Below are 15305 nucleotides of genomic sequence, written 5' to 3' on the forward strand. Positions count from 1 at the left end.
GTGCCGGTGGCGGCCTTCTGGTCACCGCTGGAACCCACCACGCCGGCCTTGTCGTCGGCGGAGGCGCCGCCGGTCGACACGTGCTTGGCGGAAACCGTGGTCTCCGCGGTGTACGGCGTGGCGTTGATCAGGTTGGCCTTGGCCTGACCGAACCAGAACGACGCGACCTGCTGGGCCGCGAGGTTGGTGTTGGCCAGGTTCACGGCCGGAATCGAGTCGGCGTGAGCCGGGGCGGCGATCGCCGCGGAGGCCAGCAGGCCGGCCGCGACACCACCCAGAGCGAGAGTGCGCTTCATTAGATTTCTCCTGGTCTGTCGTGAGGCGTCGCTTGCGCCCCATCCGTCAGTGAGGAACGGGGAGAAAGCTATAGGAGGAAATGGGGTGCCGTAAGTGGACTCGTGACCGTGGTCCTGGAGGCGAGTGCCCTACTGGGAAGGGGCGGATCAGAGCAGGGCGGAGCCGTTTTGGCTGATCGCAAAAGGTGACGCACGGGCGTCCGCCGCTCTCCGCGCTGCGCCGAGTCGGGCACTGCTGTGATGTAAATCACGGTTCTAAAGGGAAACCGGAGATAGGGGTAGCCCCGTCACGCGGTCACGGGGTGGGCGCTGCGGGGCGGCCGGTCCCGAGAAAGTTCCCCGACGCGACGGCAATCGGCACCCCGCGTGTCGATTGATCGTCACCCGTTGACAGTGATCCACCTGCCGGACCGCCGCTCGATCACACGCTGCGCAAAGGCGCGATGTGCCGGGGGTGGAGCAACGGAAAAGGGCCCGGCTGGAGGCCGGGCCCTTTCCTTGACTCTGCTTTACCGGGGGGAAGATCAGACGATCTTGCCGGACCAGTTGGCGGCAGCGGTCTTGTAGACGGCCAGCGTCTCACCGTCGAAGTACGGGGAGACGTTGGTGTCGATGCGGTTGTTACCGTCGGTGTCGGAGACCGCGATGGTCACACCGTTGAGGTAGCCGAGCCGCTTGGCGTTGCTGTAGCGGTAGAGCCACGCGGAACCGATGGAGCCCTCGCCGGTGAAGGAGGACTTGATGCCCACCAGCTCCTGGGCCTTGATCGACGAAGCGGCCGCCTTGAAGGTCTTGCCGTAGGCCCACTTCTGGGTCTTGCCGGAGAAGGCGTAGTTGCCGTCCGGGTGCGACCCGCTCGGGTAACCGAACTCGAAGACGCCCGTGCCGATCTTCTGGTTGTAGGCCAGACCCTGACCACCGACGTTCGAGCCCAGCGTGCCGACGTCCTTGAGAGCGATCGACAGCTTCTTGCCACCGAGCTTGTAGTCAACGTCGTAGTTGACGAAGAACGTGCGCTTGGTGTAGGTCATGCCGTTGCGCTTGAGGAAGAGGGTCTTGCCGTCCGCGCTCCAGGCATAGGCGTTCTTGTGGTCCTGGCTGGTTTCGCCCTTCTTGCCCTGCGGAGCAGCGGCGAAGGCAGCGTCGAACTCACCCTTGTTGCTGGGGTCGACCTTGACACCGGTGCCGGCGGGGAAGGTCTCGGGGGCCTTGTCGCCGAGCTCGCCGTCCGCGACCGACTTGTCGATCGTGGCCTGGTCGACCTGGACCCACTGCGAACCGAAGTTCCGCCGGTCGCCCAGCTTGCCCTTGCCGGTCGGGCTCTTGAGGTCGACGAGGGGCTCGATCTTCAGGTCCGACCAGCCGGTCTCCTTCTTTGCCTCGATGGCCTTCTTGACCTTGGAGGCCTTGAAGTAGTCCTCGTAGACGCCGTAGAAGCCGTGGCCGGTGCCCCGAACCTCGGTCGGCAGCACGCCGTTGTAGACCGTGACGAACGCGTAGTCGCGGTCGCCGTCCTCGTACACGCTGTAGTCGTAGTGCGTGTAAGCGGTCTTGCCGACGTAGATGCCCCAGGGGGTCTTGCCCTCGTAGTAGCCGGGGATGAAGACCCACTTGTCGAGGGTCGCGGCGTTGGACTTGGTGTCGTAGACGCAGTGACCCGCGGTCGCCACCAGGTTCTTGTACTGGCCCTGGACCGAGGTGGCCGAGCACCAGTGCGGCTCGTTGTCGGCGCCGATGAAGAACACCTTGCCGGTGGTCTTCGGCAGGTTGACGTTCTTCAGGGTGCCGGTGGCGGCCTTCTGGTCGCCGCTGGAGCCCACGACGCCGGCCTTGTCGCTGGCCGACACACCGCCGGTCGACACGTGCTTGGCGGAAACCGTGGTCTCCACCGCGTACGGGGTCGCGTTGATCAGGTTGGCCTTGGCCTGGCCGTACCAGAACGCCGCGACCTGCTGGGCCGCGAGGTTGGTCTTGGCCAGGTTCACGGCCGGAACCGAGTCGGCGTGAGCCGGGGCGGCGATCGCAGCGGAGGCCAGCAGGCCGGCCGCGACACCACCCAGAGCGAGAGTGCGCTTCATTAGATTCTCCTGGTCTGTCGTGAGGCGTCACTTGCGCCCCATCCGTCAGTGAGGAACGGGGAGAAAGCTATACGACCAATTGGAGTGACGTAAGTGGAATTGGTCGGTTCGTTCATTGCCGCCAACCCCGATGCCTTAGGCCGCTTCCTGAACGAAACCTGAAAAGGGGCTGATCATGAACCGTATGAGGCGATGCATGTGACGCTCCGCACCGGATCGACCACCGGAAAGTGTGATGCAACTCACAGGTTTGCGCGAAACCGGATGCCCGGAGGATCGCGTCGGAATGTGCTCGTTCGCCTGGACCGTGGTCCGTGTAACCCCTCCAGGGAACGCGAGTGCACGATCAGGAGGAAGTATGAATGGGCACGTCGATCCGCCATTGACCATGGCGCGACCGCCTCGGGGCCACCGGGCCTCGCCTCGGCCGGCTCCGGTTCCGCGAGACCCCGAGCGTTGTCGCGACGCGGCGACCGCGGTGCGGTGAGAGCCTTGCTGAAGGGTTCCTGGGTCCTCCCGGAACGGGCGGTTACCATGCGGTAAGCCAGCTGATCGGATATCTGATATCCGCCTGGCCCTCCGGGGCGGCCGAAGAGGGGTGCGCGGAATGTCGGCAGTGCCCCGTCTGGAATCGCCGTACCGCTTTCGATGCGCATTCTCTGTATAGCTGGACAGGCGTTTCGGGGTGGCGCAAATCACGATCACGGGGATTTTGCCCAGTATGACGGCGGCGATTGTGCGCCAGCCGCCGAGAAGGTGAGACACGGGCGCCGTGTGAGCTCGACGGAGGCGCTTCGCCCGAAGGTCGGCGGTGTTTGCGCAGGTTAAATGCTCTGTCGTTGATGTCCGGCTTTCCTGGGCCGGCCGCCCTCGATGACTTCCCGCACCTGCGAGTCTTCGTGCGGAGAAGAAAGGCGAGAGCCGCCCGGATGTCTTTCTTTCCATAATGCGGTGCGACTCAGAGGGTCGGTGGGGAAGCTCCGTAAACTCGGCGGTCCTGACTTGTCGCCTGTTTTCTCGACGGTTTCTCCCCTCGTTTCGTTGAATGCTCTCCACATTCGGCTTTGCTGTGCAGTAAGTGGTAATGGTTCTGATCGATTGAACTTACCGAGACCCGGCCGCGCTTTATGCGGGTGGTTTCCGCTGGGCCGTATCGGCGGCGTCGGCAAGGGCGGCCCCGACCCCCGCAGACGTGCGTTCCGTAATGCCCGTGTGCGAGGTAAGTCCGCACGCCGTATCCCGCGAACTCGGTTTGACGATCGGCTGCCCGGATCGCGGTGGCGCGGGGGCCATCGCGCGGGCAGGTCGGCGTGGACAGCACGGCATGGACAGCACGGCGTGGGAAGCCGTTGACGCCTGCACGCCGTCCGCTCACTCCACGGCGGCCTGGATGGGCGGCCCCTGCCCGGAGACGGGCCCATCCAGGCCGCTGTGGCCGGCTGGGAGTGTTCCGTTGAGTGGTCCCCCGGGCCTTGGTGCCGGTGGTCACGGCGGTTGGTTGAAGGTGGACGCCAGGGGCCTGAATCATGACGTCGATCGTGACGGCCGTACGCGCGGGGTCAGGCCGGCGCGTTCCCGTACCCGCGGCCCGAGGGCGGCAGGGACCAGCGGTCCCACAGCGGCATCAGGGTCGCCGGGCGGACGGCCGGCGACGTCCGACCGGCCCACCGGGACCGGACCGCGGCCGGTGCGTCGAGGCGAGTCCGGTGCTGCCCGCTCTCGTCGCGCGGATCGGCACGGGGCTGGCGTGATCGGGCAAAAGGAAAGGGCCCGGCTGCGGACAGCCGGGCCCTCCTGAACGTCAGGAGCCGAAGACTCAGACGATCTTGCCGGACCAGTTGGCCGCGGCGGTCTTGTAGACGGCCAGCGTCTCACCGTCGAAGTACGGCGAGATGCTGGTGTCGATGCGGCCGTTCCCGTCGGTGTCGGAGACACCGATGGTCACACCGTTGAGGTAGCCGAGCCGCTTGGCGCTGCTGTAGCGGTACAGCCAGGACGAGCCGATGGCGCCCTCGCCCGTGAAGGAGGACTTGAGACCCACGAGCTCCTCGCCCTTGACGGCCGCGGCGCTCGCCTTGAAGGTCTTGCCGTAGGCCCACTTGAGGGTCTTGCCGGTGAAGGCGTAGTTGCCGTCCGGGTGCGACCCGCTCGGGTAACCGAACTCGAAGACGGCGGTGCCGATCTTCTGGTTGTAGGCCAGACCCTGACCACCGACGTTGGACCCGAGGGCGCCGACGTCCTTCAGGGTGATCTTCAGCGTGCCGTGCGCCCTGTGGTCGTCGCGGCTCTGCGCCCAGAACGTCCGGGCGTAGTACTTGTACTTCGGCTTCGGCTTGCCCGTGTGGGTCGGCCTCGGCGAAGGAGACGGGGACGGGGAGGCCGACGGCGAGGGGCTCGGCGAGGGGCTCGGCGACGGGCTCGGGCTGGGGTGGGAGCCAGGTCCACCGGGGCCGCCCGGTCCACCAGCTCCACCAGGTCCACCGTTGCCGCCAGGTCCGCCAGGTCCACCGGGGCCGGCAGGTCCGCCAGCTCCACCGGGGGGTGCCTTGAAGAGGGCCGCGCCAGCAGAAGCGGGCATGCCGTGACCGTGACCGCCGTGACCGTGGTCGTCGCGGTCCCAGACCTTCGTGCGGAAGTAGAGGGTCTTGCCGTCACGGCTGACGTACGAGTCCGAGTGGCTGTGGTAGGCGTACTCGCTGATCTCGTGAGTCTGGACGCCGGTGCCCTTGGCCCAGGGGCCGTTGCCGGTGAGGCTCCTGCCCCGGTTCAGGGCCTGGAACTGCCGGACGGAGACGGGCCCCACGTGCGAGCTGTGCTCGTCGTGGCCTCGTCCGCCACGGTGGTTGCCGTGGTCGTCGCGCCCGTGGTGGTCGTTACGGCCGTGGTGGTCGTCGCGGCCGTGGTCGTAGCTCACGTCCGTGACCTGGACGCCGTTGTAGACCGTGACGAACGCGTAGTCGCGGTCGCCGTCCTCGTACACGCTGTAGTCGTAGTGCGTGTAAGCGGTCTTGCCGACGTAGATGCCCCACGGGGTCTTGCCCTCGTAGTAACCGGGGATGAAGACCCACCGGTCGAGGGTGGTCGCGTTGGACTTGGTGTCGTACACGCAGTGACCCGCGGTCGCCACCAGGTTCTTGTACTGCGACTGCACGGCGGTCGCCGAGCACCAGTGCGGCCTGTTGTCGGCGCCGATGAAGAACACCTTGCCCGTGGTCTTGGGCAGGTTCACGTTCTTCGTGGTGCCGGTGGCGGCCTTCTGGTCGCCGCTGGACCCGACAACGCCGGCCTTGCTGTCCGCGGAGGCGCCGCCGGTCGACACGTGCTTGGCGGCGACCTTGGTCTCCGCGGTGTACGGCGTGGCGTTGATCAGGTTGGCCCGCGCCTGACCGAACCAGAACGCGGCGACTTCCTTCGCGGCGAGGTTGGTCTTGGCCAGGTTGACGGACGGAACCGAGTCGGCGTGAGCCGGGGCCGCGATCGCAGCGGAGGCCAGCAGGCCGGCCGCGACGCCGCCGAGAGCGAGAGTGCGTTTCAAGTGGATCTCCCTGGTCTGTCGTGAGGCGTCACTTGCGCCCCATGCGTCAGTGAAGGAACGATGGGAAGCTATAACGATAAAGACCCTGATGACAGACATTTCTGAGTTTCCGCTCCATGTCCGAAGGGTCGTGGCCTCCGCGGGGTGGCGGCGTCGCCCTGACGGCATGGGTCCCGTCTCTGCTGATCACAGACCGTTCGCCCGCCTCCGGCCGTGATTGGGACTGGATCGGTCCAAGAAATTGTTGTGACCAAACTCACACCGATATGGCCATATCTATGCCGAGAGGGAATGAGTCAATAGCGCGCTGACGCAACGTCCAATGCGCTGTCGAAAGCGGCATAAGCGCCAAAGGGCAAACATGGGCAGGTCTTGGCTCTGATGGGCATCCGCCGGTCTTAAATCCCGCCAAGGCCCGGCGGCCCGTTCGCGCCTCGGTGGCGACGGCCGTCGAGCGTGGCCTCTTTTGCCGGTAGAACGGGGTGACCGCGGCTCCGCAGGATCAGTGGGTGGCCGCGTCGGGGGCGTCGAAGGGGACCAGAAGGGTGCGCAGCAGGGCGGCGAGAGCCTGCTGTTCGTGTTGTTCGAGACCCGCGAGCAGTTCGCGCTCACGTCGCAGCAGGTCGGCGAAGGCGGCGTCCACGCGGTGCACCCCGGCGGGGGTCAGCCTTACCAGCACGCCGCGCCGGTCTTCCGGGTCGGGGCGCCGGATTACCAGCCCGGCGGCGGCCAGCCTGTCGATGCGGTTCGTCATCGTGCCCGAGGTCACCAGGGTGGCGCGCAGCAGCGCCCCCGGGCTCAGCTCGTACGGCTCGCCCGCCCGGCGCAGGGCCGTCAGCACGTCGAACTCCCACGACTCCATGTCATGCGACGCGAAGGCCGCGCGGCGCGCGCGCTCCAGGTGCCGGCTCAATCGGGAGACCCGGCTCAGCACCTCGAGAGGTGTCACATCCAGGTCCGGGCGCTCCTGCTTCCAGGCCGCGACCAGCCGGTCCACCTCGTCCTCGACGGGCCTCTGGAAGGTCATGGGCCGAGTCTAGCTTCTCTTGACATCGAGATATCTCCCGCGATATCGATTTATCTCGACGTCAAGATAAAGGAGGGATCGGCATGGGTGCGGACATCTGGGACCCGGAGGTCTACGAGCGGTACGCGGCCGAGCGCGGACGTCCCTTCCACGAGCTCGTGGCTCGGGTCGGCGCCAGATCGCCCGAGTACGTCGTCGATCTCGGCTGCGGCACCGGGGAGCTCACGGCGACCCTGTGCGATCGATGGCCCGGTGCCCGTGTGCACGGCGTCGACTCCTCGCCCGCGATGATCGCCAAGGCGCCGCCCGGGCCGGCGTTCGAGGTGGCCGACGTCCGCGACTGGCGCCCGCCGCGCCCGGTCGACGTGATCCTCTCGAACGCGCTCCTGCAGTGGATCCCGGAACACCCCGACCTGCTGCGCCGGTGGAGAAGTCACCTGACCGAGGGCGGCTGGCTCGCCTTCCAGGTGCCCGGCAACTTCGACGCGCCCAGTCACGCCGTCGTGCGCGAGCTGTGCCGTACGACCTGGCGGGAGGAGCTGGGCGACGTGCCGCGGGGCGCGCCGGTCGGGGAACCCGCCGACTACGTGGACCTGCTCGCCGGCCTCGGCTTCACGGTGGACGCGTGGGAGACGACCTACGTGCATGTGCTGCCGGGCGAGGACGCGGTGCTCGGCTGGATCAAGGGCACGGCCCTGCGGCCCATGCTCGACCGGCTGCCGACCGAGCGCCACGCCGACTTCCTCGCCGACTGCGCGCGGGTCCTGCGCGCCGCCTACCCGCCCAGGCCGTACGGCACGCCGTTCCCGTTCCGGCGGATCTTCGTGGCCGCGCACCTGTGAGATCCGTTCACCTTCGCGTGGCAGTATGACCGCGAAGCGCGACACTCGGGGGGAACAGTGGCGCTGGAGATCGAGGACAAGTTCGACGTTCCGGAGGGCTTCGCCCTGCCCGACCTCGGCGGAGTGCCGGGGTGTGAGGGGGTGTCCGAGCCGCTGTCCCACCGGCTGACCGCGGTCTACTTCGACACCCCCGACCTGCGGCTGGCGGCCCGGGGCGTCACCCTGCGCCGGCGGCGCGGCGGAGACGACGAGGGCTGGCATCTCAAGCTGCCCAAGGCCAAGGGCGCCCGCCAGGAGATCACCCGGCCGCTCACCCGCAGCGCCACGGTGGTGCCCGCCGAGATGGCGAGCCTCGTCCTCGCGTACACGCGGGGTGCCCCGCTCGCGCCGGTGGCCCAGCTGGAGACCCGCCGGGGAATCACCCGGCTGCTCGGTCCTGGCGGCACGGTGCTCGTGGAGATCGCCGACGATCGGGTGAAGGGCACGGTGCTCGGGGACGAGCCGGTGGTGCGGCGCTGGCGCGAGGTCGAGGCCGAGCTCAAGGAGGGCGAGCGCGACCTGCTCACGAAGGTGGCCAAGCGGCTGCGCAAGGCGGGCGCCGCTCCCGCGGACAGCGCGAGCAAACTCGCGCGGGTGCTGGGAGACCGCATACCCGCGCCGTCGCCGAGGACCCGGCCCGAGCCCGGCTCGGCAGGAGAGGCCGTCGTCGCCTACCTCCGCGCCAACGCCGACGCGCTGACCGCAGGAGACCCGCACGTACGGCTGGCCGAGGAGGACGCGGTCCACAAGGCCCGGGTCGCCTGCCGCCGCCTGCGCAGCGCGCTCAAGGCGTTCAAGCGGATCGTCGCCGGCACCGAGAACCTTCAGGAGGAGCTCAGGTGGCTCGGTGAGGTGCTGGGCGAAGCCCGTGACCTGGAGGTCATCGGGGCCCGCTTCGCCACTCGTCTCGACGGTCTCGACCCCCGCTTCGTCACCGCCGGCGCGCGCCGCAGGCTGGGCGACGACCTGCGGGCCAGGGAGCACGACGCGTACGAGCGCATCCGGCGTGCGCTCAGCGAGGACCGTTACTTCGCGCTGCTCGACGCCCTCGACGCGCTGGCCGCCGACCCGCCGCTGACGGCCGCGGCGGCCAAGAAGGCGGACAAGGCCCTGCCGAAGATCGTGGACAGGAACTGGCGGCGGGTGATCGACGCCTGCGAGGCGGCGCAGGGCATGGAGGAGGGAGCGGAACGGGAGACGGCCATGCACGACGTGCGCAAGGCCGCCAAGCGCGCCCGATACACGGCGGAGGCCGTCGGCATGTCCGGCGCGGCCGAGCGCGCCAAGCAGGTGCAGGAGGTGCTCGGACGGCACCGGGACGGCATAGTCGCCCAGAGCGTGCTGCTGGAGGAGGCCGAAAGGGCCCGGCAGGCGGGGGAGGACACCCTCACCTACGGCGCGCTGGCGGGCATCGAGAGCGCCGAGGCGGCCCGGGCTCTGGACGAGTTCCCCGCCGTCTGGTCCCGCCTCCCCTGACCACCCCACCTAACCGCGTGATCTTGTAGTTTGTCGCACGCATGGCCGGTGACCTGCACGGTCTTCCCGGGTGATCTTGCAAACGATCAAGCCGTCATGACTTGACCTGCTCAATCTCTCTTCGTGATCTTGCAGCCGCCGACAAAGTGCAAGATCGGGAACTCTGTAGTCCCTGGTCGGCCCATGTCCGGTGCCGACAACTGCAAGATCACGGAGTGTTCTTCGCCAGGTCAGTGGCGGTCCGTGCGACAAACTACAAGATCACGCGGGGGGGGGGGGGTAGGTGGTGTAGCGCTCGAGGCTTAGCACGTGCTCGGCTGCGTCGTCGTCGTCGACGACGGCGCCCGCGCGGTCCACCGCCCGGTGGAGTACGGCGAAGCCGCCCTTGGCGAGGGTGCGGTCGGCGGTCCGCACCCCGCGCAGCGCCTCGCCGGCCATGCCCAGCAGTTCGGGCAGGACCTTGCCGTGGCTGCACAACACCGCGGGCTCGTGCGCGGCCAGCAGACCGCGCACGGTTCGTTCCGCTTCGCGCGGGTCGTAGCCGCTCTCCGACAGCGCCCTCTCCTCGCGAATCTCCAGCCCGTGCCGATCGGCGTACGGCCTGAGCGTCTGGGTGCAGCGCCTGCTGTGCGAGCTGACCAGGACGGACGGGCGGTAGGCCCCCAGCACCGTGGCCAGGACCTCGGCCTGGGCGCGGCCGCGCTCGTCCAGCGGGCGCCGGTCGTCGTCGCCCCTCCATTCCCGCCGGGAGCCCGCCAGCGCGTGCCGCACCAGGATCAGCGGCGTGGTGAGGAGGGGAGCGGCGCCGGTGGCGCGCAGCAGGCTGCGATCCCAGGCGTAGGTGAGGCGTCTCCGGGCCTCCTCGACCGGCAGCCACACCACCTCGTCGACCTCGTCGCCATCGGCCGCCATCTGGTCGCCGTCGGCCGCAGTCGGCTCGTCGAGAGCGTGGGCGAGCCAGTAGTCCACCCGCTTGAGCCGGCCGTCGTGCATGTAGTGCACGGGCGGGAGCGCGCGGCCGAGCACGACCCGCAGGCCGGTCTCCTCCCGCACCTCGCGCAGGGCCCCCGCGATCACGTGCTCGCCGCGTCTGAGCTTCCCCTTGGGCAGGCTCCAGTCGTCGTACGCCGGCCGGTGCACGAGGACGACCTCCGGGTCGGCCTCGTTCCCCCGCCAGACGACCGCCCCGGCCGCCCTGATCATGCCTTTGGCCATACCCCTGACCATGCCCTCGGCCGTCACTCCGTCACGTCGTTCACCGTCCGCCAGCGCCTCCCGGCGATCAGGTGGTGCTGGAGATCGACCTCGCCCCGGTGAAGCAGCCACCTGCCGCCGGAGTGCAGCGTCCAGGCGGTGGTGGTGTCCAGGAACGCCAGGTCGAGCAGATCGGACAGATACCTGCGCTGCTGCGGGCTGGTGACCTTGACCAGCGCCTCGACCCGCCGGTCCAGGTTGCGGCGCATCAGGTCGGCGCTGCCGATCCAGATCTCCGGCCGCAGCCCTCCGCCGAACTCGTACACCCGGGAGTGTTCGAGGAAGCGGCCGAGCACGCTGCGTACGCGGATGTTCTCCGACAGGCCGGGCACACCCGGGCGGAGCGAGCAGATGCCGCGAACCCACAGGTCCACCGGCACCCCCGCCTGCGAGGCGCGATACAGCGCGTCGATGATCGGCTCGTCCACGATCGAGTTGGTCTTGATCCGGATCCGGGCGGCGCGGCCCGCCCCGCGGTGCGCGATCTCCTGCTCGATCCGGGCGAGCAGGCCCTGGCGCAGCGAGTCGGGCGCGACCAGCAGCCGGCGATACTCGGACTGATGGGAGTAGCCGGTCAGGTGGATGAACAGGTCGGTGACGTCCTCGCCCACCTGCGGGTCGGCGGTGAGCAGGCCGAAGTCCTCATACTGCCGGGCCGTCTTCGGGTTGTAGTTGCCGGTGCCGATGTGGCAGTAGCGCCGCAGTTCGCCGCTCGCCTCCTGGCGGACCACCATCGACAGCTTGCAGTGCGTCTTCAGACCGAGCACGCCGTAGACCACGTGGCACCCGGCCGTCTCCAGCTTCCGCGCCCAGGAGATGTTCGCGTGCTCGTCGAACCTCGCCTTGATCTCCACCACGACCACGACCTGCTTGCCCGCCTCGGCCGCGTCGATCAGCGCGTCCACGATCGGCGAGTCGCCGCTGGTGCGATAGAGGGTCTGCTTGATCGCCAGCACGTCCGGGTCGGCCGCCGCCTCCTCCACGAACCGCTGCACGCTCGTCGCGAACGAGTCGTACGGGTGGTGGAGGAGGATGTCGCGCTCGCGCAGGACGGCGAACAGATCGTCCTCGGCGCTGATCGCCTCCGCCGGGACGAACGGCCGGTAGTGCAGCTCGGGACGGTCGAGGTCGGCGATGGCGTGCAGCCCGGTCAGGTCGAGCGGCCCGGGCAGGCGGTAGATCTCGTCGTCGGACACGCCGAGCTCGTCCACGAGCAGTTCCAGCACCTGGGGGGTGATGGTGTCCTCGACCTCCAGCCGCACGGGCGGTCCGAACCGGCGGCGCAGCAGCTCACGCTCCAGCGCCTTCATGAGGTTCTCGGTGACGTCCTCGTCGACCTCCAGGTCCTCGTTCCTGGTCACCCGGAAGACGTGGTGCTGCACGATCTGCATGCCCTTGAACAGCTCGCCCAGGTGGGCCGCGATCACGTCCTCCAGCGGGACGAACCGGTTCGGCGAGGCCGTCACGAACCGCGGGAGCTTCGAGGGGACCTTCACCCGCGCGAAAACCGTGTGGCCGTCCTCCGGGTTGCGCACGGTCACGGCCAGGTTCAGCGAAAGACCCGAGATGTACGGGAACGGGTGTGCGGGATCGACGGCCAGCGGTGTCAGGACCGGCCGGATCCGTTCACGGAAGAGCTTGCGCAGCGCCGTCCGCTCGTCCCCGGCGAGGTCGTCCCAGCGGACGATCGCGATGCCCTCCTGGGCGAGCTCAGGGCAGATGAGATCGTGGAAGACCGCCGCGTGCCTGCGTGCGAGCTCGTCGGCGACCGTCGCGATCCGCGACAGCGCCTCGCTCGGCTTCAGCCCGCCCGTCGTCCGGAGCAGCAGGCCGGTCGCCATCCGCCGTTTGAGCCCGGCCACCCGTACGCGGAAGAACTCGTCCAGGTTGCTCGCGAAGATGGCGAGGAACCGGACGCGTTCGAGCAGCGGCACCGAGGAGTCCTCCGCCAGCTCCAGGACGCGCTCGTTGAAATGGAGCCAGCTCTCCTCGCGGTTGAGGAATCGCTCGTTGGGCAGCGGGGTGCGCGCGGGGAGGTCGGCCTCTTCCGGCTCATGGGCGGGGGAGCTTTGGGCGGACATATAACGAAATATGCCCTAAGTCGTTGAACGGAATGTTAACTTCACCGCAACGAAAGCGTCAGGCCCGTTCTGTCAGGCCGGTTCTGTCGGGCCGGTTCTGTCGGGCCGGTTCTGTCGGGCCGGTTCTGTCGGGCCGGTTCCGTCAGGCCGCGTTCTCCCTGATGCCCCCCGCGCGTCGCCGACCGCCTTCGAGCGTCACGACCGCCGCCGCGAGCGGCTTTCCGCGGTGTTACGGCAAGCTCCACGAGCCGCCGCCGGGACGGTCGGATCTCCCCGCGCTAGTGCCGGTCGAGTCCCTTCGCCCGCTCGCGCTGCAGGCGTTCCAGTTCCTTGGCCCGCTCGCGCTGCTCGCGCTCCTGCGCCTTCTCCTGCTCGCGGCGGAGCTTGTCCTGCTCCTTCATCTGCCGTTCGAGCTCCTTGGCGCGCTCGCGCTGCTCGCGCTCCTGGGCCTTCTCCAGCTCACGCTGCTGGCGTTCGAGCTGCTTGGCGCGTTCGCGCTGCTCTCGCTCGCGTACCTTCTCCTGCTCGCGGCGGAGCTTCTCCTGGTCCTTCGACTCGCGCTCACCGGGTCTCGCCGTACGGGTCTCCGTGGGAGGGGACAGGACCAGGCCGCGTGTCGCGGCCGTGAGCGCGGGATTGAAATCCAGACCGGTCAGGCCGTTCCAGGACAGGTTCACCAGGTGGGCGGCGACCTCCTCGCGGCGCGGCTTGCGCACCTCGAGCCACCACTGGCCGGTGAGCGCGGTCATCCCCACGAGCATCTGGGCGTACATCGGCGCGAGCTTGGGGTCGTAGCCCCGCTCCTTGAACTCGTCCGCCAGCACGTCCTCCACCTGGCTGGCGATGTCGCTGATCAGGCTGGCGAAGGTGCCCGTGCCCGAGGCGGCGTGGGAGTCGCGGACCAGGATCCGGAAGCCCTCGCTGCTCTCCTCGATGTACTGAAGGAGGGCGAGCGCGGCCCGCTCCAGCTTGATGCGGGCGTGCGAGGCCGACAGCGCCTGGGTGACCAGGCTGAGCAGGCGCTGCATCTCCCTGTCGATGACGACGGCGTAGATGCCCTCCTTGCCGCCGAAGTGCTCGTACACCACGGGCTTGGACACCATGGCGCTGGCCGCGATCTCCTCGACCGAGGTGCCGTCGAAGCCCTTGTCCGCGAACAGGGTCCGGCCGACCTGGATCAGCTGTTCGCGCCGTTCCGCGCCGGTCATGCGTCTGCGGGATCGAGAGGACTCGCTCACGGGTTCCATCATGGTGGGTCCGGCGGCCCGAACCCGGCTCGGACCGGTTGCCGTTTTCCGGGGAGAAGCCGCCCGACGCGCCGGTACGGCCACCGCGGAGGCGGGGGCCGTACGAGTGCCGGTCCGGGCGGGTGCCGGAAGAGCGGAGGTGACGGGCGCCGCCGCAGAAGAGGGCGCCGATCCGGGGGAGGCCGGTGCCAGGGACAGGGCCGCCGCGTTCCGTAGAGCGGCCCTGCCGACAGCGCTGACTGAGTCGTCAGCCAAGTCGCTTCGCCGCCAGCCGCTCGGGGGTCGGCCAGCGCACGTCGTGGGCCCAGCCGGCCTTCTCGAACCAGCGGATGAGACCCGCGCTGAGGTCGATCTGGCCCTTGAGCGCGCCGTGCCGGGCGCAGGTGGGGTCGGAGTGGTGCAGGTTGTGCCACGACTCGCCGAACGAGGGAATGGCCAGCCACCAGACGTTGCGGGACTTGTCGCGCGACTCGAACACTTCCTCGCCGAACACGTGGCAGATGGAGTTGATCGACCAGGTCACGTGGTGCAGCAGCCCGATCCGCATCAGCGTGCCCCAGAAGAAGGCGGTCAGCGCGCCCTGCCACGACCAGGTGATGAGGCCGCCCAGGACAGCCGGGAGAAGCAGGGACGTGATCGCGATCGTCGGGAACCACCGGTGCAGCTTCATGATGTCCGGGTCCTTCAGCAGGTCCGGGGCGTACTTTGCGCGGTTGACGCGCTCAACCTCGAAGAGCCAGCCCACGTGCGCGTACAGCAGGCCCTTGCACATCGACTTGAAGCCGGGCCCGAACCGCCACGGCGAGTGCGGGTCGCCCTCCTTGTCGGAGAACTTGTGGTGCTTGCGGTGGGCGGCGACCCAGTCCAGCACCGACATCTCCAGCGAGAGGCTGCCGGCGATCCCGAGGGCGATCTTCAGGGGCCGGTTGGCCTTGAAGGAGCCGTGGGTGAAATAGCGGTGGAACCCGACCGTGACCCCCAAGCCGGAGATGACGTAGAACACGGCCGCGATTGCGATGTCCGTCCAGCCCAGGCCCCATCCCCAGGTGAACGGCACGACGGCGATGACCGCGACGACCGGAAGACCGACGACGAGTGCGAAGACGACCAGGTCGGCTTTGCTCTTGCCCTGCGGTTCGAAGTCCGGCTTCGGCTGTGGTGAGGGACGTTCGGTCAGGATGGTCATGGGCTACCTCACGAGATAGGAAGAACTTCTTGGCTACGCAACCGTAACCTACGCCATCGTAAGTTAGGAATCCCTAAGAGCGAATGTGTGGAAGGTGACGCTCCGGGCCGCATCTGGTGGCGAATCCACGCCTTGCACCAACGGTCGGCCATCTGGTAGTGCCTCATGCTCGCTTCCGGCCGCGTCGCCGATGCCGCGGCGTCGACGGCGCTCTGCCCTGAATGCCCACCCGGTAACATCCGGC

Annotated in this window: 9 protein-coding genes and 1 pseudogene; 2 read left to right on the top strand and 8 right to left on the bottom strand. The window is 68.5% G+C overall.

All coding sequences use genetic code 11. From position 1 onward, the window contains the following. The 4 genes and pseudogenes from FLX07_RS13730 to FLX07_RS13755 all read right to left on the bottom strand — a co-directional run. Nucleotides 1–296, bottom strand: a pseudogene (locus FLX07_RS13730) (trypsin-like serine peptidase); the annotation flags it as partial. Between the two features lie 524 nt (nucleotides 297–820). Then, entirely contained in the window at nucleotides 821–2374 is a 1554-nt protein-coding gene (locus FLX07_RS37015) for a trypsin-like serine peptidase (protein ID WP_189104991.1), read from the bottom strand. Nucleotides 2375–4190: 1816 nt separating this feature from the next. Beyond that, nucleotides 4191–5909, bottom strand: coding sequence for a trypsin-like serine peptidase (locus FLX07_RS37710; RefSeq protein ID WP_223853255.1), 1719 nt, complete (start codon nucleotides 5907–5909; stop codon nucleotides 4191–4193). Nucleotides 5910–6411: 502 nt separating this feature from the next. Next, complete coding sequence (locus FLX07_RS13755; RefSeq protein WP_142571171.1) at nucleotides 6412–6936, bottom strand: MarR family winged helix-turn-helix transcriptional regulator; 525 nt, start codon at nucleotides 6934–6936, stop codon at nucleotides 6412–6414. 83 nt (nucleotides 6937–7019) lie between these two features. Between FLX07_RS13755 and FLX07_RS13760 the strand changes: the two genes are divergently transcribed. Together FLX07_RS13760 and FLX07_RS13765 are read left to right on the top strand one after the other, a co-directional pair. Beyond that, nucleotides 7020–7778 carry a trans-aconitate 2-methyltransferase gene (locus tag FLX07_RS13760; protein WP_208762214.1) on the top strand — a complete coding sequence of 253 codons (759 nt, stop codon included), beginning with the start codon at nucleotides 7020–7022 and terminating at the stop codon, nucleotides 7776–7778. Between the two features lie 57 nt (nucleotides 7779–7835). Beyond that, nucleotides 7836–9293 (top strand): CYTH and CHAD domain-containing protein, encoded by a 1458-nt coding sequence (locus FLX07_RS13765; RefSeq protein ID WP_142571172.1) that lies wholly within the window; start codon nucleotides 7836–7838, stop codon nucleotides 9291–9293. Nucleotides 9294–9554: 261 nt separating this feature from the next. On the opposite strand, the gene FLX07_RS13770 is transcribed toward FLX07_RS13765, so the two are convergent. The 4 genes from FLX07_RS13770 to FLX07_RS13785 form a co-directional block, all read right to left on the bottom strand. Continuing rightward, nucleotides 9555–10508, bottom strand: coding sequence for an NUDIX hydrolase (locus tag FLX07_RS13770; RefSeq protein WP_244311154.1), 954 nt, complete (start codon nucleotides 10506–10508; stop codon nucleotides 9555–9557). Between the two features lie 23 nt (nucleotides 10509–10531). Further along, nucleotides 10532–12628 carry an RNA degradosome polyphosphate kinase gene (locus tag FLX07_RS13775; RefSeq protein WP_142571173.1) on the bottom strand — a complete coding sequence of 699 codons (2097 nt, stop codon included), beginning with the start codon at nucleotides 12626–12628 and terminating at the stop codon, nucleotides 10532–10534. 278 nt (nucleotides 12629–12906) lie between these two features. Further along, entirely contained in the window at nucleotides 12907–13875 is a 969-nt protein-coding gene (locus FLX07_RS13780; RefSeq protein WP_142571418.1) for a TetR/AcrR family transcriptional regulator, read from the bottom strand. 247 nt (nucleotides 13876–14122) lie between these two features. Then, nucleotides 14123–15061, bottom strand: a complete 939-nt coding sequence (locus tag FLX07_RS13785; protein ID WP_142571174.1) for an acyl-CoA desaturase — start codon at nucleotides 15059–15061, stop codon at nucleotides 14123–14125. Nucleotides 15062–15305 lie beyond the last annotated feature (244 nt).

Source organism: Microbispora bryophytorum, from assembly GCF_006874465.1.
Lineage (GTDB): Bacteria > Actinomycetota > Actinomycetes > Streptosporangiales > Streptosporangiaceae > Microbispora > Microbispora bryophytorum.